Source organism: Litorivita sp. NS0012-18, from assembly GCF_040371945.1.
In the GTDB taxonomy this organism is placed as follows: Bacteria; Pseudomonadota; Alphaproteobacteria; order Rhodobacterales; family Rhodobacteraceae; genus Litorivita.
Window position 1 is genome coordinate 1,605,054 of record NZ_BAABWS010000001.1, and the last position, 20,607, is coordinate 1,625,660.

Genomic DNA, 20,607 nt, shown 5'->3' on the forward strand with positions numbered 1-20,607 from the left:
GCACAAGCCCGCACGCAACACCCACGCCGCGCGCGGGTTTTGGCCCGATGCGGCGCTATTCGGAGATAAACCCGCGCTGCATCTCGGCCTCTTGCGCCTCCATCAGGCTTTGCGCGGTTTGCATATGCTCGGCCATAACGCGGCGCGCCTCACCGGCCTGCCCGTGCCGCAGGGCCTCGATCAACCGCGCCTGATAGGCACGGCCCTTGGCCCAGAGTTCCACATTGGGCGGCTCGTAGAGGCGGCGGTAAACCGTCAGATCCGACAGCATATTGGCCATGAAATCGATCATGAACCCGAGCAGTTTATTGCCCGATTGCACCGCCAGCACCTTATGAAAATTGAGCGAGGCGATATGTTGCTCGCGCTCTTCTTCGGGGCTGGTGGCAGCATCGGGATAGGTTGCCAGAATGGCGTGCAACTCCTCCAATGCCTCATCGGATAGCTGCCCCGCCAAGGAGGCCGCCAGCTCCGGCTCCAGCGCGCGGCGCAACTGGTAGATGTCGGCGATGGTGAGGTTTTGGAAATAGAAGTAATTGCCAAGCAAGGCCCGCGCGCGCTCTTTGGAGACCTCATGAACAAAGCTGCCACCCCCCGGTCCGGTGCGGGTCTTGATCAATCCTTGCGCTTCCAAAATCCGCATCGCCTCGCGGATCGTGCCTTTGGCCATGGCAAACCGCGCGATAAGCTCCGGCTCCGACGGCAGACGGTCACCCGCTTGCAGGCCCTCATCGACCACCCATTCCTTGATCGCTTCGGCGACTTGCACAGGGCGGCTTTGGCGCGGTTCGGGCTTAATTCGGGTGGTGGCAGGCGGCAAAGTGATGCGCTCCCATGTCTTCCAATTGCGGGTCGCTCTTCTTACACAGGTCCGTCGCCTTTGGGCAACGCCCCGCAAACGCACAGCCAAGCGGCGGGTTGAGCGGATCGGGCAATTCGCTGCCCTTTTGCTCGGGAGCTTTGAGCGGGCGGCCCACCACCGGCGCGCTATCTGCCAAAAGCTTGGTATAGGGGTGTTTGGGCGCGCGAAAAATATCCTCGGCCCGCCCGATTTCGACCACCGCCCCGAAATACAATACCACGACGCGGTCGCTGACCGCCTCGACCACGGCGAGGTCGTGGCTGATGAACAGATAGGTGAGGTCGAATTCGGCGCGCAAATCGGCCAGAAGGTTGAGCACCTGCGCCTGCACCGACACATCCAAGGCCGACACCGGTTCGTCCAGAATGATAATCCGCGGCGCGGCGGCAAGGGCGCGGGCGATGCCGATGCGCTGCGCCTGACCACCGGAGAACTCATGCGGGTATCGATCAAGAAACTCGTCGCGCAAATTCACCGATGCGAAAATCTCGCTGATCCGCGCGGTGCGGGCGGCCCGATCCATCCCGTGGAGCCGTTTGAGCGGCACCTCCATGATCTGCCGGATGGTTTTGCGCGGATTGAGGCTGCTGATCGGGTCTTGAAACACATATTGGATCATCCGCCCGAAAGCCGCAGGATCGGCGGTGGTCAGCGCCGCGCCCTCGATTTCGATCTGTCCCTGACTGGGCGGCAACAGCCCCACAAGCATCCGCGCCAAGGTCGATTTTCCGCAGCCCGATTCCCCCACGATGCCAAGGGTTTCGCCCTTTTCCACCGCAAAGGACATCGGCCGCACCGCCCGCACACCGGCGCGGTCACGGCCAAAAAATCCGCCCTTCACGGCAAAGGTCTTGGCCAGTTTTTCGACACGCAAAACGCTCATGACAGGGCCTCCTCGGTGATGATCACCTCTTCGGGGTAGAGGCACCGCACGCGGCGGCCCGCCGCGCCGAATAGTCCGATATCGCCCGCTTTGCACGCCGCTTCGGCCTTGTCGCAGCGCGCCGCAAAGGCGCAGCCAGCGGGCAGGTTATCCACCACCGGCGGCAGGCCCGCAATCGCCTCCAGCCGCCTGCGCCCGCCGCCAAGCTCGGGCACGCAAGCGATCAGCCGTTTGGTATAGGGATGGGCAGGCGCGTCGAGCACATCGCCCGTCGGCCCTTCTTCGACGATCCGGCCCGCATACATCACGGCCACACGGTCGCATAGCTGGGCCACCACGCCGAAATCATGGGTGATAAAAATGATCGCAAGCCCGCGCGCGCGGCGCAGATCGTCGAGCAGCGCCAGAATCTGCGCCTGCACCGTCACATCCAGCGCCGTGGTCGGCTCGTCCGCGATGATCACTTTGGGATCGTTCACCAAGGCCATGGCAATGCCGACCCTTTGGCGCATCCCGCCCGACATCTCATGGGGGTAGTTGTCCAACCGGCTGTCCGCATTGGGGATACGCACGGCCTCGAAAAGCTCCAATGCCTTGGCGCGCGCCTCGGATTTGCCGACCTTATGGTGGACCTGAATGGCCTCGACCATCTGATCGCCGACACGGTAAAGCGGGTGCAGCGTGGCCAGCGGGTCTTGAAAGATATAGGACACCGCTTGCCCGCGTTTGGCGCGAAGGGTCTCATAGGGCGCGCCGATCAAATCCTCGCCCTCATAGCGCACTGCACCGCCTGTGATCACTCCGGGCGGCGAGGCGACAAGCCCCATGACAGACAGGGCCGTAACCGATTTGCCCGACCCGCTTTCGCCGATCACCCCAAGGCATTCGCCCGCGCTCACCGCAAGGCTGACACCGCCCACGGCTTTGTATTGGCGCGCGCCGACGCGAAATTCGGTGCGCAGCTCTTGGATCGAGAGCAATTCATCATCCGCCGGCGGCACGGGGCCGGAGCGGTCCACCATCGTGGTCGCCATCGGACGGCTGAGCGCGCCCGAGCGCAAGCGCGGATCAAGCGCATCGCGCACCCCGTCGCCGAGCAGATTGATCGACATGACGATGAGGAAAATCATGATCCCCGGAATGATCGAGGTATGCGGCGCGGTGATCAAAGCCGCCCGCGCCTCGCCCAGCATCGAGCCAAGGTCCGCTTGCGGCGGCTGGCTGCCCAGCCCCAAAAATGACAGGCCCGCCGTTTCCAAGATCATCCACCCCACCGTGGTGGACATGGCAATGACGATCACTGGCAATAGGTTCGGCAATATCTCGGTCAGGATGATCCGCGTATGGCCCAATCCGGCCAATCGCGCCGCATCGACAAATTCGCGCCCCGCAAGCCCCACGGTGATGCCGCGAATGTTGCGCGCGAAAAACGGCACATTCACCGCCGCCACCGCGATTAGCGCATTGAGCAGCCCAGGCCCCAATGCCGCGACAATCGCCAAGGCCAAAAGGATATAGGGAAAGGCCATCAACATATCGACGCCGCGCATGATCAGGTTGTCCACCCTCCCGCCAAAATACCCCGCCGTCACGCCAATCGCCGATCCGATCAGCGCCGCCGCCAGTGCCGCCGAGGCCCCCACCGCCAGCGACAACCGCGTGCCCCACAGCAGCCGCGACAGCAAATCGCGGCCAAGGTGGTCCGTGCCCAAAAGATGCCCCTCGGAGAAGGGCCGCTTGAACCGGTCGGCGGTCTCAATCACATCGGGATCGGCCAAGGGCAACAATGGCGTGATCAGCGCCAAAAGCACCACCGCCGAGATCACCACCGCGCCGAGCGCGGCCAGACGGTTGCGAAACAAGAGCGCAAGAAAGGTCTGCATATCCGGCCCCTTAGGTCTTGATGCGCGGGTCGAGAAGGCTTTGCGCCACATCGACCGCGATATTGAACAAAACGTAGCAGGCGGCGACAAAGACCACCCCGCCTTGGACCAAAAGGATGTCGCGTTTGAGGATCGCATCGACCAGCATTCGCCCCACCCCCGGCCATTGGAAAACCATCTCGATATAGACCGAGCCCGACAGCACAAACCCCGCCTGAATGCCCAGAACCGGAATGATGCTGACCATTGCGGCGCGCAGGGCATGGCCCATGATCACCCGCCGCTCCGGCACGCCTTTGGCCCGCGCGGTGCGAATGTAGTCTTGGCGCAAAACTTCCAGCATCGCCGAACGCGCCAGACGCGCAATCACCCCCGTGGCCACCACCGCCAAGGCAAACGCAGGCATGATCAGATGTTTGCCCAGATCGGCCAGATCACCGCCGCCGTAGATCGCATACATCCCCGAGACTGGCAGCCAGCGCAGTTTGACCGCGAACAGCAAAATCATCATCATCCCGAGGAAAAACGACGGCACCGAAATGCCGATCAAGACGACAAAGGTAATGGCCTTGTCGGCAAATCCGTATTGCCGCGCCGCCGAGATCACCCCCGCCAAAATCCCCAAGAGCGAGCACAGCACAAAGCTCACCCCTGCGAGGATCAAAGTGGCCGAAAACCTTTCGGTGATCTCGTCCAAGACGGGCCGGTTGAGCGAGTATGACCGCCCGAAATCACCCGAGAGCATATTGCCCAGCCAGATGAAATAGCGCTGCACCAAGGGCGCATCCAAGCCCAGATCGCGGTTCAATTTCGCGACGTTTTCGGGCGTGGCATAAGAGCCGAGGATCGCCGTCGCCGGATCGCCCGGGATCATCGCCATGATCAAGAACACGATCACCGTGATCCCCAACAAGACCGGAATAGCAAAAATCAATCGGCGAAGAATATAGCGGCCCATAGCGATCTCTCATCTGGCACGGCGGCCTATGTGCACGCCGCGCATTGGCGCAATCAATCGGGCGCGGGCAGAGATAGGCCGCCCGCGCCTTTTGGCTTAGTTTTTCACAACAGTGCCGAGATGCAAAAGGAACGACGGCTCAAGGCCAAAGTTCTGCACGCGCTCGCTGGTGACGGCGTTTTGCTTCCAGTTGGCAACAAAAACCCAAGGCGCATCTTCCTGCACGATGACCTGCATCTGTTGGTAGAGCTTGGCGCGCTCGCCCTGATCGGTCGCAACCCGCGCCGCTTCGAGCAGCTTGTCCACCTCGGGGTTCGAGTAATAGCCCGAGTTGAACCCGCCTTTATCGGGCCACGCATCGGTGCGCAGCGCGAGGAAGGGCAATGTATCGGGATCATTGGTCATCCACGCCATCTCGGCCATATCGGCCTTGCCCTCCAGACCGGGGTTCACTTCGCCAAGGAAAGTGTTCCACTCATAGGTCTCGATCTTCACCTTAAGGCCCACAGCGGCCAGATCGGCCTGAATCGCCGTGCCCATGGCAATCGGGTCAAGCATGCCAGAGCCGCCTTCGGTTACAAAGAAGGTCAATTCCGCGCCCTCTGCGCCCGCGTCGGCAAGCAAGGCTTTGGCCTTCTCGGGATCATAGGGATAGGGCTCGAGGCTCTCGTTATAGGCCCAAGCAAAGGCAGGCGGGGTCGGGCCTGCGGCCACGGCTGCGGTGCCTTCGAGGACGTTATCGACAATCGCTGATTTGTTGATCGCGTAATTGGCCGCTTGGCGCACGCGCTTGTCGGCAAAGGGGCCTTCCTTCGCGTTGAGGATCAAGAACCACACATGCGGGCCCGCTTGCTGTGCGACTTCAAAACCGCTGCCGAATTGCGACAGCGAAGTGGGCGGCACTTCGACCATCATGTCGATCCCGCCCGCCAGCATTTCGGCCACGCGGGTATTGGCATCGGTGATCGGGCGGAAGACGACCGCTTCGGTCCCCGCCTTCTCGCCCCAATAGGCGTCATTGCGGGTCACCACCACGCGCTCGTTGGATTTCCATTCCTCGAACTTGAACGGGCCAGTGCCCACGGGGGAGCGGCCAAAATCCTTGCCGCCCGCTTCGACCGCCGCTGGCGACACCATCAGGCCGGTCGGATAGGCGAGGTTCGACAAGAACGGCGCATAGGGGGCGTTGAGCTTGAATTTCACGGTCAGCGGATCGACAACCGTGGTTTCTTCGACCGCGCTAAAGAAGAAGGAGAGCGGGAAAGGGCCGGTGTCGTGGAACGGGTGGCTCTCGTCGAGCATCCGGTCGAAATTGAATTTCACCGCCTCGGCGTCAAAGCCGGTGCCGTCATGGAATGTGACGCCCTCGCGCAGCTTGAAGGTATATTCAGTGCCGTCCTCGCTGATCTCCCATCCGGTCGCCAGCGCCGGTTCAACCTCGAGCGTGCCGGATTTATAACGCGTCAGCCCCTCATAGATATTCACCAGAATACGGAAATCATTCACCGCCGTGACCGCCGCCGGATCAAGCGATTTGGGTTCGGCAATCTGCCCCACGATCAAGACGCCAGGGGGCGTTTGTGCGGCAACCGGACCCGCAAGCGCGCCAAGCGCAAACATCGCCCCTGCTGCGGCCATCGCCCCGCGGCGTGTCCATTTCACAAGTGTCATTTTCTTTCTCCCAGTTGGCTAATTTTCCATGAATTAATCATGATAAATTCATTCGGTCAAATTTATCACTATAAATAGACGGCGAAATAGGTGAAAATGCTGCCATGACTTTCTCAATACTCGTTCGTGACCCTGAAACTGGCGCATTGGGCGGCGCTGCGGCCACCGGCAGCCTTTGCGTCGGGGGTTGGGTGCTTAGAGGCCATATAAATGCAGGGCTTTCTGCCTCCCAAGGCGCGGCGCCCAGCACCTTTTGGGGCGAGGATGTGCTTACCTTGATGCGGGCCGGAACCGCCGCCCCGCAAGCGGTTGCACAAATTGTGGGCAATGACGCAGGCCGTGCCCATCGCCAGCTTTCGGCGCTCGATTGCGAGGGGCAAAGCGGCATCTTCAGCGGCACCTCCAACACGCCGCAGATCGCCGCGCGGGCCTTTGAGGGGGGAATCGCGTCGGGCAATATGCTGGCCAATGCGGGGGTCATCGACGCGCTGGTCGACGGGTTTCTGGCCGCCAAGGGGGAACTTGCGAGCCGGCTCATCGCGGGGCTAGAGGCGGGCGACGCCGCAGGCAGCGATGCGCGCGGTCTCTACTCTTCGGCGCTTTTGGTCTTGCGCCGCGACGCCGCGCCGATGTCGTTGCGCATCGATTACTCCGAAACCCCGCTGAGCGCCCTGCGCGCGCTCCACGGGCGCGCCACATCGGGCGATTATGCCGATTGGGCCAGCCAAGTGCCCTGTAGCGATGCGCCTATGCGCGTGCTCAAAGAGACCGCCGCGCCCGATTAAGCGGCGCGGTGATCGGCCAAAGTGACCGCTTCGAAATGTTTGAGAACCGGATAGGAGGCGCGCGCATGTTCGGGCAATTCGCAGCGCGCGGCATTGCAAAGCACGCTGGCCGCCAAACCCTTTGCATCGCGCCGGATGCGCCCGACATATAGGCTCTCGACCGCGCAGCCCGCCGCCAGAACCGCCTCGTGTTTGGGCAAGACCACCTGCACATAGCTGATCAGCGCCTCGGCCTCGCAACGGGTGGCCGAGACGCCGTTGATCATATGACCGGCAGGCACCAAGGCCGCTTCGGTGCCAAACAGATATTCCACCTCCGAGCCGGTGATCATGAGCCGCTGTTCGGGCGCGACGATGATGTCTTGCTGCAATCCGAAATAGGGCGCGCGCAACCGCACGGGTGCGAAACTGCCGCGTGCGGGCACGGTGCGGCGCACCGCATGCAGCACCGGCACCAGATCCCCGCAAGGCGTATAGACCAGATCGCCGCGCTTGAGCGTGCTGGCGGCGCGGTAGCCGCCCTGCGCCGCGATCGGCGTGTTCAGACTCAGGCTGGGCATCAAACCAACCGGTTCGATCCGGTCGGACAGCGCGACGAAAATCACATCCGCATCCATGCTGCGCCGCAACGGATCACGCAGGATTTCGCGCAGGTCCTCCATCATCATCGGCGGCGGCGCTTTGATATCGAGGGTGACAAAGGACGGGCCTTCGGGCCGCTCGACCGTCAGACGGCCCCAGCCTTGCGGGTGGTTCCAACTATAGGTGATGCGCAACACATCGGTGCGCCCCGCCCCGTCGTGATGCAAAACCCCATGCGCAATCACATCGCCCAGCGAACTGACCACCGCCAGCCCGCCGCCGGGCAGCGAATGGAGCGAGAAGCCGCTGCGCCACGGGTGGCTACGCCGGTGTGACAGCAAGGACTGCGGGCGCCCGTCCGGCGAAAGCCGCGTCTCAAGCAGCAAGGTGCCGCAGGGCATTTGATTGGTTTTGGTATCACAGGGGCGGCGCGCGGATGCCGTGCCCAATCCCTCAAGGCAAAACAGGCTGCCGTTTTCATCGGACAGGCCGATCCACCCCATATCAGGCCGCCGTCCGTTGACCGAACAAAAGCCGCGCCTCGAATCCGCGCAAAAGCCGCCGCGCGGCGGGGCTGTATCCTGCACCGGTTTCGGGGTCGATCTCGGGGAATATGGTGCAAATCTCGCGCACGATCTCGGCCTCGAAGCTTTTGGCCGTCTGCGGACCAGGCAGGAAGCTTTCAGTCTCCAGCCCCGCAGAATAAACCACCTGATGGCGATCAAACAGCAGGTGGACATACTCCACCTCGCCGCCCTCGACGCGGCGCACCGAGCAATCGTTGATCAAATCCTTTGCTGCCACCAGAACCTCGGCCTCGCCGAACATCAACTCGGCCAGATGATCGCGGATCAGCACACGGTGCAGCGGCGACAAAAGCAATTCATCATGGCGTCCAAAGGTATCGGCCTCGATGCGGACCGGCGCAAAATCGCCCTTGGCGGCAACGCGGCGCTGGCCAATCCACCGCAGGGGCTGCGCGCCGTCGTCTTTGGTCATCACCAGATCGCCCGCGACAAGGCTTTCCACCGGCACCTCCCCGTCGGGGGTGCGGATCATCGTGCCCGCCACGAAACAGGGGATCGAGCTGACGGTGACAAAGCCGACATCGGTTTGCCCGCTCTGGTTCTGGATCGTGTAGGTAAAGCTGACGTCCTCGACGTCTTCATCGGCCACAACGGTCAAGGTGCCGCGCGTATTAAGGAACACCTGCTGGCCGGTTTTGAGCGTCACAACCTGCCCAGGATAGACGTCAACACCGTTGATCTGGGTGATCATAAGCTGGCCGCCAGCGACATCGAAATCATTGGCCAGAACATCAATCGTGGTGGTGCCCTCGACAAAGATATTGCCGACATCCTCATGGGCCACGACCGCCGTTTGCACCGATCCGCCCGCGATAAGCAGGTTGCTGTCATAGCTGGTATCGGTGACATCCGCGATCCCGATGCGGATGGAATTCACCTCGCCGTCGATGACCGGCATGGTCAGCGTCATGGTGACGGTAAACCCGTCCATCTCGGTGTTGAATTCCGAATTGGCGTTGTCGATATAGAGGTTCTGGTTGGTCGATCCGTTCACATTTCCCGGATCGATATCGCCATTGCCCACGGCCAATTCGACCTGCTGGCCGTTGACCCAAACCCCGACGAAATCTTGATACTGGCTGGTGGTGAATTCGGGGTATTCCTCGGAGGAAAAGACGAATTGCATCGTCATCACATCGCCGTCAGGAATGAAATCAACGTCGAGATAGGCCGCATCAAAGGTGCGGGTGCCCGCAGCCGCATTGAAATCGGCGGCATTGTCGACGCCGCGCGTGTTGGTGCTGCGAAACTCCGATTGGTTTGCTTGCGCCTCGGTCTGACCCTTCCACGAGTTATACGTGCGCGCAGCATTGGTGACGGAATGCGCGCGCCCCGTCGACAAGACCACACCGCTGTCCGAAGGCGTCAGCCCGGGCGCAACGCTATCGCCGCCCTCGAAAATCCCCGAAGAGCGGTTGTCGCCGCCAAGCGAAGCCCCGACGACTTGAACGCCGAGACCAAAGATCTCCTGCGCCATCTGCATCGCAGAGGCGTTGCTATTCACTGTCAGCTTCGATGCCGCAACCATTACTGCTCCAACCCTCGTTGGAGGCAAGATACCCAGAGCGCGCAGGCAAAAATGCCAACGCTATCAAACTCTTATTCTTTTATTCCGCTCGATAGGGGCCTATTGCGGCCCCACTTTGGTTGCCCTGCCTCGGGTCATTATTAACCATTCATTAACACGCATCGCCTTGTTTCCATAAGGTTTTCGCCGCAGAAGGGCGACCACAGCGCCCAAATCGCGGCTTTTTTACAACGTTTTGGATTCCAACCCGCGCGCCGAGCCGCTAGACAGGAGCCGCAAAAGGAGAGCCGAAATGACCGCATCCCCCGCCCTCGATTTTCGCGACGCTCAGGGCGCGACCGATCCCGAAGCGCTCACTGCCGCGCTGATCCGCTGCCCCTCGGTCACCCCCGAAGAGGGCGGCGCATTGGTGCTTTTGGAGGGTCTGCTCGGGGCGGCCGGATTTGAATGCACCCGCGTGGATCGTGGCGGCATCGCCAATCTTTTCGCCCGTTTCGGCCCCAAGGGTGCGGCAAAAACCTTTGGCTTCAACGGGCATACCGATGTGGTGCCCTTGGGCGATCCCGATGCATGGACGATACCGCCCTTTGGTGCCCAAATCAAAGACGGCGTGATGTATGGCCGCGGCGCGACTGATATGAAATCGGGCGTCGCCGCCTTTGCCGCCGCCGCCGTGGACGCCGCGCAAAGCCTGCCCGCAGACGCCGCGCTGATCATGACCATCACCGGCGACGAGGAAGGCGATGCGGCGGACGGCACTGTGGCTCTTCTCGACTGGATGGACGCAAAGGGCGAGGCGATGTCCGTGTGCCTTGTGGGAGAGCCGACCTGCCCCAATACCATGGGCGAGATGATGAAAATCGGGCGGCGCGGATCGCTCAATGCGTTCTTCACCCTGCGCGGCACCCAAGGCCACGCGGCATACCCGCACCGCGCCAACAATCCCTTGCCCGCCATGGCGCGCCTGATGGACCGGCTGGCCTCGCATACTCTGGACGAAGGCACCGAGCATTTCGACGCCTCCACCCTTGCCGTAGTCACCATCGACACCGGCAATCCGGCGACCAATGTGATCCCCGAAACCTGCCGCGCTACGGTCAACATCCGCTTTAACGACGCCCATACCGGCGCGGGCCTGTCCGATTGGCTGCGCGCCGAGGCGGATAGGATCGCGGATGAATTCGGCCTGCAAGCCGAGCTGAAAATCAAAATCTCGGGCGAAAGCTTCCTGACCCCTCCTGGTGATTTTTCCGCCATCATCGCCCGCGCGGTCAAAGCCGAAACCGGCCTGTCGCCAGAGCTGTCCACCTCGGGCGGCACATCGGATGCGCGCTTTGTGAAAAACCATTGCCCCGTGGTGGAATTCGGCCTTGTTGGCAAGACGATGCACCAAGTCGACGAATGTGTGGAGGTGGCGCAAATCCACCAACTCAAGGCCATCTACGCCCGCATTTTGCGCGACTATTTCGCCGGGTGACGGGGCAATGACACCCCAATCGGCCTATCGCCGCCGCCTTGTGGTGATGTTAAAACTGCCGCAAGCGGGGCGCGTCAAAACCCGCCTTGGCGCACAGATCGGCATGACCGCTTCGGCGTGGTGGTTTCGCCACCAAAGCGCCGCCTTGTTGCGCCGCTTGCAAGATCCGCGTTGGGAATTGACCCTTGCCGTGGCGCCGGACCGCGCGGGGCTGATCACCCCGATCTGGCCCGCGCATCTGCCGCGCGTCGCGCAGGGGCAAGGCGACCTTGGCGCGCGCATGGCGCGGTTGATGTTTGGGCTGCCCAAAGGGCCGGTTTGCATCATCGGCGCGGATATTCCCGCGATCCGCCGCGCCCATATCGCCCGCGCCTTTGCGGCTTTGGGCGCTCACGAGGCGGTCTTTGGCCCCGCCCCTGACGGCGGCTATTGGCTCACCGGCCTGAGGCGCAGCGCGCCGCCCCCGCCGCGCCTTTATCAAAACGTGCGCTGGTCCACCGAACACGCCCTCACCGACAGCCGCAAGAGCCTTGGCGGGCTGCGCACCGCCCTGATCGACACGCTTCAAGACATCGACACCGCCGAGGATTTGCGCAATTTGGCGCGCGCCGCCCCCGCGCCCGCTCTTTCCCGATGACGCCGCCCGCGCGCCGTGCTACGGCAGGGATATGAGCAAGCTGCCCTCCAAGGACGAAATCCTCGCATGGATTTCCGACCACCCGACACAAACCGCAAAACGCGACATTGCCAAGGCTTTTGGCATCAAAGGCGCCGCGCGGATCGATCTCAAACGTATCCTCAAGGAACTTGAGGCCGAAGGGCATCTGGAGAAACGCCAAAAGACCTACCGCGATCCCGACCGCCTGCCGCCGGTGTCGGTGCTGCAAGTCCTCGGCCCCGATGGCAACGGCGATCTGCGGGCCAAACCTTTGGAATGGCAAGGCGAAGGGCCGGAGCCAAAGGTCTTTATGCTGCTGCGCGCCTCCGATCCCGCCTTGGGCGAAGGCGACCGGATTTTGGCCCGCGTCTCTTTGATCGAGGGCGAAGGCAATGCCTATGATGCCAAGCTGATCCGCCGCATCGGCACCAACCCGCAAAAGGTCTTGGGCGTGTTTCGCAAAGGCGCCGAAGGCGGGCGCATATTGCCCATCGACAAGGGCCTCGCCTCCGAATGGAGCGTCGCCGCCGATGCCACTTTTGGCGCCAAAGACGGCGAATTGGTCGAAGCCGAACAGGCCGGACCAAAGGCGCGCATGGGCCTGCCCCGCGCCCGCATCATCAACCGCCTTGGCGATCCGTCTGCCCCCAAGGCCGTCTCGCTCATCGCCATCCACCAACACGGCATTCCCGATGATTTCCCCGATGAGGTGATCAATGAGGCCGACGCGATGAAACCCGCGGACCTCAAGGGCCGCAGCGACATGCGCGACATGCCTTTGGTCACCATCGATCCGTGGGACGCGCGCGATCATGATGACGCCTGCTGGGCGCATGAGGATGACGACCCCAAGAACGAGGGCGGCCATGTGGTGTGGGTCGCCATCGCCGATGTGGCCCATTACGTGCGGCCCGGCACAGCACTGGACCGCGAGGCGAAAAAACGCGGCAATTCGAGCTATTTCCCCGACCGCGTTGTGCCGATGCTCCCCGACCGCCTCTCGGGCGATCTGTGCAGCCTGCACGAAGGCGTGCCGCGCGCCTGTATCGCCGTGCGCATGCAGTTGGACGCTGATGGCAACAAGATCGGCCACCGCTTCGAACGCGGCCTTATGCGCTCTGCCGCCTCGCTCAATTACGAAGAGGTCCAAGCCGCCATCGATGGCAAGCCGAACGACAAAACCGGCCCCTTGATGGATATGGTGATCACGCCGCTCTATGCCGCCTATGCGGCGCTGACCCGTGCGCGTGCGCGCCGCCAACCTCTGGATCTCGACCTGCCCGAGCGCAAGGTCGAGCTTGATGAGGCGGGCAAGGTCGCGTCGGTGAATTTCCGCGAACGGCTCGATGCGCACCGCTTGATCGAGGAATTGATGATCCTCGCCAATGTCGCCGCCGCCGAAACCCTGATCGCCAAGAAATCGCCGCTGCTGTTTCGCGTCCATGAGGAACCGAACGCCGACAAGCTCGAGGCGCTGCGCGAGGTCGCCCAAGCAGCAGGGTTCAATTTGGCCAAAGGCCAAGTCCTCAAAACCGCCCATCTCAACGCGCTTTTATCCGCCGCCGAAGGCACCGAAAGCGACGAATTGATCAACATCTCGACCCTGCGCTCGATGCAGCAAGCCTATTACAGCCCGCAAAATTTCGGCCATTTCGGCCTTGCTTTGCAAAGCTACGCGCATTTCACCTCGCCGATCCGCCGCTATAGCGACCTCATCGTGCACCGCGCATTGGTCAGCAGCCATGGCTGGGGCAAGGACGGGCTGTCCCCTGCCGAAATCGAATCTTTGGAACACACCGCCACGCATATTTCCGACACCGAGCGCCGCTCGATGATGGCCGAGCGCGACACCAACGACCGCTATCTTGCGGCCTTCCTCTCGGAGCGATTGGGCGGGGAATTTAGCGGACGGATCAGCGGCATCGCCAAATTCGGCGTCTTCGTAAAGCTGGACGAAATCGGCGCCGACGGGTTGGTGCCGATCCGGTCCTTGGGCAACGAGTATTTCCATTTCGACCGCGACAGCAACAGCCTGATGGGCGCCGATACGGGGCGGGTGATCACAATCGGCCAAAGGGTCACGGTCAAATTGATCGAGGCCCTGCCGGTCACCGGCGGGCTGGAGCTACAGCTCTTGACCCTCGACGGCGAGGATATGCCAAGCGGCCCGACCGGCGGCGGGTTCTCGCGCGGGCGGCGGCGCGGCGGCGGCGCGGGCCAAGGCAAACCCGCCAAACGCAAAGCCGTCAGCGCCAAGCGCAAAGCCGATAAGATCAAGCGCAAGGTCAAACGCAAACGCACCTAGGGCCGCGCAACCCACGCCCCTTTCCCAAGCGTCATCGGCGGCAAGACGCCCAGCCCTCACGCAACTTTGCTTCCGATTCGGAAACAATGCGGTTAGCATCAAGAAAAATACCGTCTTGAGGCAAAGAATGCGCAACGCATACGGCACAGCAATTTTGGCAACACTCGCTTTTGCAGCGACGGCGGCAGCAGCCCCCGTGGCACAATCCTTGCGCCCGCAGGCGCGCCCCGCCGCCGCGCCGCTTCAATCCGCCCCCACCCCCGTCCCTGCTCCCGCCACCAGTGGCACGGATGCGGCGGCAAGCGCGAGCATCGCAGCCGCCGCATTGGCCGCGCTGCAAAGCGCTCCGGCGGCAGAACCGGCGGCGCAGGCCAAGGCCCAAAGCGCCGCCCTCGCCCGATCTTTACGCCCGCAACTGCGCCCGACATCCGCCCAAGCCGACGTGATTTTGGCGAGCGAACGCGTGTCCACCTCGAACGCGGGTTTCCAGCGCTGGATCGACGGATTCGAAGCGCGCGCCCGCGCCAAGGGCATCCGCTCGGACGTGTTCAAACGCGCCTTTCGCGGCGTGCGCTACAACACCGACGTGATCCAAAAGGACCGTAACCAGTCTGAATTCACGAAACAAATTTGGGACTACCTCGACAGCGCCGCCTCGCCGGTGCGGGTCAAAAACGGCCAAGCCGCCCTGCGCAAACATGCCCGCGTCTTGGACCAGATCGAAGCAAAATATGGCGTCGAAAAAGAGGTCGTTACCGCGATTTGGGGGCTTGAGAGCGCATACGGCGAGCACCGCGGCAGCATCCCGATCATCGATGCCTTGGCCACGCTGGCCTATGACGGGCGGCGCGGAAAGTTCTTTGAGGCGCAGCTCATCGCGGCGCTGCAAATCTTGCAATCGGGCGATGTCGCTCCGCGCCAAATGACCGGATCATGGGCCGGCGCGATGGGTCACACGCAATTTATCCCGACCTCCTATCTGGCCTTCGCGGTGGATTTCACCGGCGATGGCAAACGCGATATCTGGTCGGAAAATCCTGCCGATGCGCTGGCCTCGACGGCGGCTTATCTCAAACGGTCGGGTTGGAAAAAAGGCCAGCCTTGGGGCGTTGAAGTCAAGCTGCCGCGCGGGTTTGACCATTCTTCGGCGCGGCGCAACAACATGCGCTCGCCCAATGATTGGGCGGCGATGGGCGTGCGCGATATGAACGGGCGTGCGGTGCCCAATTACGGCCGCGCCTCGATCCTCTTGCCCGCTGGGGCGGCGGGGGCGGCCTTTATGATTTTCGACAATTTCGCCGCCATCGAGAAATACAACAAAGCCGATGCCTATGTCATCGGCGTGGGACATTTGTCGGACCGGCTCAAGGGCGGCCCGCCCATTCAAGCCAGCTGGCCGCGCGGATATAAGCCGTTGTCATTCAACGAGAAAAAAGAGATGCAACGACGTTTGAAGCGCAAGGGTTTTGCCGTCGAGAAGATCGACGGCATCATCGGGCCGAACACGATCAACGCCATTCGCGCCTTTCAAAATTCAGTCGGGGCGACGCCGGACGGCTTTCCCTCGCAAGAGTTGATGAAGCTGCTCAAACGCTGATCGAGGTCACAGCCGCGCTTCGAATTCTTGCAGCACGCGGGCATAGACCTCGCGTTTGAACGGGACGATATTGGCGACGAGGTCTTGCGGGGCGAGCCAGCGCCATTGCGAGAATTCGGGATGCTCGGTTTCGATGTTGACATCACCGTCAACCCCTTGAAAACGCATCAAAAACCACTTCTGTTCCTGACCGCGAAAGCGGCCTTTCCAGATGCGCGGAACGAGGTCATGAGGCAGATCGTAGGGGATCCAGCCGTCGCTTTCGGCCTCGATGCGCACCTTATCGGCGGTGATGCCGGTCTCTTCGCAAAGCTCGCGCAGCGCCGCCTCGCGCGGGTCCTCGCCCGCGTCCACCCCGCCTTGCGGCATTTGCCATGCCGGACCGGGGTTATCGATCCTTTGTCCAACAAAAACATGGCCTTGCGCGTTCACCAGCATCAGGCCGACACAGGGGCGATAGGGCAGTTTTGCGATCTCTTCGGGGGTCATTTCGCGCGTCATATCGAGCGGCCTTTCGCAGTTGGATTGCGCGCAACCTAGCGGCCCTGCCCGCCAAGCGAAAGACCCGTGATTGGCCCCGCGGGGGCGCAAAACGGGCGCGGCGGGGCGCATGAAAATGCCGCGCCAAACAGGGCGCGGCATTACGTCGGTATCACGTCGGTGCTATTCCTTGGGGCCCAGCGTCGACAGACCTTTGAGAATATCGATGGCATAGGCCAGTTGGTAATCCTCCTCACGCAGCTTGGCGGCCTCTTCGGCCTTGTTGCGATCCTCTTCGATCTGGCGGATTTGATCCTCGGTCAGGCTGTCGTTGTTCAAGCTGCCGCGCAGGTCCGCTTCGGAGCGTGTGCGCGGCTTGGTGCCTGCCTCCTCCTCGGCTTCGGCCTCGGGTTTGCGGCGCGGTTGTTGCACGATGATATCGGGCGAGACGCCCAAGGCTTGGATCGAGCGGCCCGAGGGCGTGTAATAGCGCGCGGTGGTCAGGCGCATCGCCCCGTCGCCGCGCACCGGCAGAACCGTTTGCACCGAGCCTTTGCCAAAGCTTTTGGTACCCACGACGATGGCGCGGCGGTGGTCTTGCAAGGCGCCCGCAACGATTTCGGAGGCCGAGGCCGAGCCGCCGTTGATCAACACGACAATCGGTTTGCCATTGATCAAATCGCCCGCTTCGGCGTTATAGCGGTCGCCGTCTTCGGGGTTGCGCCCGCGGGTCGAGACGATCTCGCCTTTTTCGAGGAAGGCGTCCGAGACCTTGATCGCTTGGGTCAACAGCCCGCCCGGATTGTTGCGCAGGTCAAGCACCACGCCGTTGATCTTGTCCATCCCGCCTGCGGCTTCGATCTCTTTGGCCAGCCCCTCGGCAAGGTTGGGATAGGTTTGATCGTTAAAAGTGGTGACGCGCAACACGGCGGTGCTGCCTTCGAGGCGCGTGCGCACGGCGGTCAGTTTGATCGTGTCGCGGATGATCGACACGTCAAAGGGTTCGCTTTCGCCTTCGCGGGCGATGGTGATGATGATCTCGCTGCCCACGGGGCCGCGCATCAGTTCCACCGCATCATTGAGCGTCAGACCGAGCAGGCTTTCGCCATCCACATGGGTGATGAAATCGCCCGATTCGACGCCCGCCGCATCGGCAGGGGTGCCATCAATCGGCGAGACGACTTTGACAAAGCCTTCCTCTTGCGTGACCTCGATGCCCAGCCCGCCAAATTCGCCGCGCGTTTGCACACGCATGGCTTCGGCGTCTTCGGGCGGCATATAGGAGGAATGCGGATCAAGCGATGTCAGCATGCCGTTGATCGCCGCCTCGATCAGTTTGGCCTCGTCGACCGGCTCGACATATTGCACGCGGATGCGTTCGAAGATGTCGCCGAACAGGTCAAGCTGCTCATAGACATTGGTGGTCTTGGCGGCCTCTTGCGCCAGCAAAGGCGCGGCCACCTGTGTGGTCACGATGCCGCCGGCAAGGATACCGCCCGCCGCTGCCATTAGGAATTTCTTCATCGCCTAGTCATCCTTATCCGTTTTGAACCACAGCTCCGGATCCACCGGCGTGTTGTCCTGCCTGATTTCTATATAGAGCGTTTCCGAGCGCCTGTTTCCAGAGCCAATGCCGATGCCCGCCGCCGTTTCTTGCAATATATCACCCGAAAGCGCGTCCTCGCCCGCCATTAGACCCACGGGCGCGCCCGTGGGCAAGACCTCTCCGGCTGAACCGTAAACCACGTCAAGCCCCGCGAGAACCAGCAATAGCCCTGTTTGCGGCTCAAGGATCATCACGTTTCCGTAGTCCAGAAGCGGGCCGCGATAGCGGATGGTCGCCGAAACCGGCGTGTTGACCAAGGCGCGCGGGCGGGTGGCGACAATCAAACCGGGGCGTTTGACCCCTGCGGCATCGGCCTCTCCGGCGCGGCGCAAAATCTGTCCCTGCACCGGAAGCGGCAATGTGCCCTTGCGGTGGCTGATGTCGGGCAGCGGCGCGCCGCTTTGCTCGCCGGTGATATCGGACAGCCCGCTGGCAAATCCTTCGAGCGTTTCGGTCGAGGCGATGAGGATCGCAGTGCGCACCGGATCGGTGGTGAAGCGGCGCGGCAAATCGGTGCGGTCCGCGACGGCTGCGCTCAGCGCGCTGCGCGCCTCCTGCGCCCCGACCAGCCCCTTTTGCAAGGTCTCGGTGGCCGATTTTTGCAACAGGCGCAGGGTGCGCACCTCCTCAAGCTGGGCGCGCAGGGCGGCCGCCTCGCCGTTCAAACCCGGAGTAATATCGGCCAAAACCATCCCCGCACGCGCCGTGCCCACCGGCCCGTCCGGATGCAAAAGCGAGGCGGGCGCAGGGGCGGCGCCGATGGATTGCAGCACCCCCAACAGGCGGCTGATCTCGCCCTCGCGGGCCTTGAGCTCGTTGCTGATGCGTTGCTCCCTCACCGTGGCGCGGCGCAGCCCGTCGCGCATCGCCTCCAGCCCGTCCTCATAGGCATGGACCGTCTCGCTGAGCGCTTTGACGCGGTCGCGGGCGCTTTTGGCGGCGTCCAGCTGGCGCGCGGCGGCGTCCAGACGCTGCGCCGCATCGCGCGCCGCCACTCTCGCATCCGGTCGCGCATCCTCGCGCGGTTCAGGGCGCGCGCCCTCCTGCGCGTGCACCATCCCTGCCGTCATCATCACGAGAAGGCAGGCGATGCGGATCATTTCAGCAAGCTCTCGCCGGTCATCTCGGCAGGCTGCTCCAGCCCCATCAGCGCCAGAAGCGTCGGCGCCAGATCGGCCAGCCGCCCGTTCTTCAACCCCGCCCCCGCAGGGCCGCCGACCAAAATGGCGGGCACCGGATTGATCGTATGGGCCGTATGCGGCCCGCCGGTTTCGGGATCGACCATCATTTCACAATTGCCGTGATCGGCGGTGACGATCATCGCGCCGCCCTTGGCCTCCAAAGCCTCCAGAACGCGGCCAAGCCCCGCATCCACCGCCTCGCAGGCCTTCATCGCCGCGCCCAGATCGCCGGTATGGCCGACCATATCGGGATTGGCATAGTTGCACACGATCAGATCGAACCCGTCGTTGATCGCCCCGACAAAGGCATCGGTCACCTCGGCGGCGGACATTTCGGGTTGCAGATCATAGGTCGCGACCTTGGGCGAGGGCGCCATGTAGCGCTGCTCGCCCTCTTCGGGCTCTTCCTTGCCGCCGTTGAGGAAAAACGTCACATGCGGATATTTCTCGGTTTCGGCCACGCGGAACTGGCGCAATCCCTGTTTGGCGACCCAAGCGCCCAGCGTATTGACGATCTCGCGCGAGGGGAAAACCGCGCTCATATAGGTGTTGTGATCGTCCGAATATTCGACCATCCCGAGCAGCCCCGCCCAATCGGGCCGCGCGCCCGTCGCGAAGCCGTCAAAATCCGGCTGGCCAATCGCGGCCAGAATTTCGCGGGCGCGGTCGGCGCGGAAATTGAGGCAAAACACCCCGTCGCCATCGCGCGCACCGGCATAATCACCGATCACTGTGGCGGGGATGAACTCGTCGGTCTGGCCCGCGCCGTAAGCCGTCTCGATGGCCTGCGCGGCGCTTGCGGCCTTGGCCCCTTCGCCCTTGACCATCGCATCATAGGCGGTGCTGACCCGCTCCCAACGGTTGTCGCGGTCCATCGCATAATAGCGCCCCGTGACGGTGGCAATCGACGCCCCCTCGGGCAACGCGGCCTGCAGTTCGGCCATATAGCCCGCCGCCGATTTGGGCGCCACGTCGCGCCCGTCGGTCATTGCATGCAGCGCCACAGGCACGCCCGCCGCGCAGATCGCTTTGACCGCCGCGATGATATGCACCAGATGCCCGTGCACCCCGCCGTCCGAGACAAGCCCCATCACATGCGCCGTGCCGCCCGTCGCCTTGAGCGCCTCGATAAAGCCGACAAGGTTTTCGGCGCGGGCAAAGCTGCCCTCCTCGATGGCCAGATCGATTTGCCCCAGATCCATCGCCACCACACGGCCCGCACCGATATTGGTATGGCCCACCTCGGAATTGCCCATTTGCCCGCGCGGCAGGCCGACATCGGGGCCATGGGTGATCAACTGGCTGCTCGGGCAGTCGCGCAAGATGCGGTCGAAATTCGGCGTATCGGCCAAGGCGGGGGCATTGGCACCCGTTTCGTCGCGCGCACCCCAACCGTCGAGGATACATAGAACAACAGGTTTGGGATGGCTCATGGGGATGCTCCGCAGGCTCGGATGAGGTTCGAGGCGGTTTTAGCCGCTTCGCGCGCGGTTTTGAACCGCTTTCGCGCGCGCATCATCGCCGCGCCCCGACACGCGCCTCGACACGGGCCGAAAATCCGCCG

The 20,607-nt window shown here is 62.7% G+C and carries 16 protein-coding genes; 5 read left to right on the plus strand and 11 right to left on the minus strand.

Going from position 1 to position 20,607, the window contains the following annotated elements; genetic code table 11:
• Positions 1-55: 55 nt before the first annotated feature.
• The 5 genes from ABWV64_RS07730 to ABWV64_RS07750 form a co-directional block, all read right to left on the minus strand.
• Positions 56-820: a FadR/GntR family transcriptional regulator gene (locus ABWV64_RS07730; protein ID WP_353343744.1), complete on the minus strand. Its 765-nt coding sequence runs from the start codon at positions 818-820 to the stop codon at positions 56-58.
• Positions 795-1,745, minus strand: coding sequence for an ABC transporter ATP-binding protein (locus ABWV64_RS07735; protein WP_353343746.1), 951 nt, complete (start codon positions 1,743-1,745; stop codon positions 795-797). The genes ABWV64_RS07730 and ABWV64_RS07735 overlap by 26 nt, the downstream gene beginning before the upstream one ends.
• The gene (locus ABWV64_RS07740; RefSeq protein ID WP_353343748.1) at positions 1,742-3,628 is read right to left on the minus strand and encodes a dipeptide/oligopeptide/nickel ABC transporter permease/ATP-binding protein; all 1,887 of its coding nucleotides are present in this window, start codon (positions 3,626-3,628) and stop codon (positions 1,742-1,744) included. The genes ABWV64_RS07735 and ABWV64_RS07740 overlap by 4 nt, the downstream gene beginning before the upstream one ends.
• 10 nt (positions 3,629-3,638) lie before the next feature.
• Positions 3,639-4,586 (minus strand): ABC transporter permease, encoded by a 948-nt coding sequence (locus ABWV64_RS07745; RefSeq protein WP_353343750.1) that lies wholly within the window; start codon positions 4,584-4,586, stop codon positions 3,639-3,641.
• Positions 4,587-4,682: 96 nt separating this feature from the next.
• Entirely contained in the window at positions 4,683-6,257 is a 1,575-nt protein-coding gene (locus ABWV64_RS07750) for an ABC transporter substrate-binding protein (RefSeq protein WP_353343752.1), read from the minus strand.
• Positions 6,258-6,361: 104 nt separating this feature from the next.
• On the opposite strand from ABWV64_RS07750, the gene ABWV64_RS07755 reads away from it, so the two are divergent.
• The gene (locus ABWV64_RS07755; RefSeq protein WP_353343754.1) at positions 6,362-7,042 is read left to right on the plus strand and encodes a DUF1028 domain-containing protein; all 681 of its coding nucleotides are present in this window, start codon (positions 6,362-6,364) and stop codon (positions 7,040-7,042) included.
• On the opposite strand, the gene ABWV64_RS07760 is transcribed toward ABWV64_RS07755, so the two are convergent.
• Together ABWV64_RS07760 and ABWV64_RS07765 are read right to left on the minus strand one after the other, a co-directional pair.
• Positions 7,039-8,127: a Hint domain-containing protein gene (locus ABWV64_RS07760; protein ID WP_353343756.1), complete on the minus strand. Its 1,089-nt coding sequence runs from the start codon at positions 8,125-8,127 to the stop codon at positions 7,039-7,041. The genes ABWV64_RS07755 and ABWV64_RS07760 overlap by 4 nt on opposite strands.
• Before the next feature lies 1 nt (position 8,128).
• The gene (locus ABWV64_RS07765) at positions 8,129-9,739 is read right to left on the minus strand and encodes a Hint domain-containing protein (protein ID WP_353343758.1); all 1,611 of its coding nucleotides are present in this window, start codon (positions 9,737-9,739) and stop codon (positions 8,129-8,131) included.
• 292 nt (positions 9,740-10,031) lie between these two features.
• Between ABWV64_RS07765 and dapE the strand changes: the two genes are divergently transcribed.
• From dapE to ABWV64_RS07785, 4 genes are all read left to right on the plus strand, one after another.
• The gene (gene dapE, locus ABWV64_RS07770; protein WP_353343760.1) at positions 10,032-11,216 is read left to right on the plus strand and encodes a succinyl-diaminopimelate desuccinylase; all 1,185 of its coding nucleotides are present in this window, start codon (positions 10,032-10,034) and stop codon (positions 11,214-11,216) included.
• 7 nt (positions 11,217-11,223) lie between these two features.
• Positions 11,224-11,853: a TIGR04282 family arsenosugar biosynthesis glycosyltransferase gene (locus ABWV64_RS07775; RefSeq protein ID WP_353343762.1), complete on the plus strand. Its 630-nt coding sequence runs from the start codon at positions 11,224-11,226 to the stop codon at positions 11,851-11,853.
• Between the two features lie 31 nt (positions 11,854-11,884).
• Positions 11,885-14,179 (plus strand): ribonuclease R, encoded by a 2,295-nt coding sequence (gene rnr / locus ABWV64_RS07780; protein WP_353343764.1) that lies wholly within the window; start codon positions 11,885-11,887, stop codon positions 14,177-14,179.
• A 127-nt stretch (positions 14,180-14,306) separates the two neighbouring features.
• On the plus strand, positions 14,307-15,776 hold the full coding sequence (locus tag ABWV64_RS07785) for a lytic murein transglycosylase (protein ID WP_353343766.1): 1,470 nt from the start codon (positions 14,307-14,309) through the stop codon (positions 15,774-15,776).
• Between the two features lie 6 nt (positions 15,777-15,782).
• On the opposite strand, the gene ABWV64_RS07790 is transcribed toward ABWV64_RS07785, so the two are convergent.
• The 4 genes from ABWV64_RS07790 to gpmI form a co-directional block, all read right to left on the minus strand.
• A complete protein-coding gene (locus tag ABWV64_RS07790) occupies positions 15,783-16,265 on the minus strand; it encodes an RNA pyrophosphohydrolase (RefSeq protein ID WP_353344564.1) in 483 nt (160 codons plus the stop codon).
• A 174-nt stretch (positions 16,266-16,439) separates the two neighbouring features.
• Positions 16,440-17,780 (minus strand): S41 family peptidase, encoded by a 1,341-nt coding sequence (locus tag ABWV64_RS07795; protein WP_353343768.1) that lies wholly within the window; start codon positions 17,778-17,780, stop codon positions 16,440-16,442.
• A gap of 3 nt (positions 17,781-17,783) precedes the next feature.
• Entirely contained in the window at positions 17,784-18,962 is a 1,179-nt protein-coding gene (locus ABWV64_RS07800; protein WP_353343770.1) for a murein hydrolase activator EnvC family protein, read from the minus strand.
• Positions 18,959-20,476, minus strand: coding sequence for a 2,3-bisphosphoglycerate-independent phosphoglycerate mutase (gene gpmI / locus ABWV64_RS07805; protein ID WP_353343772.1), 1,518 nt, complete (start codon positions 20,474-20,476; stop codon positions 18,959-18,961). Before gpmI ends, ABWV64_RS07800 begins: the two co-directional genes overlap by 4 nt.
• Positions 20,477-20,607: the final 131 nt, after the last annotated feature.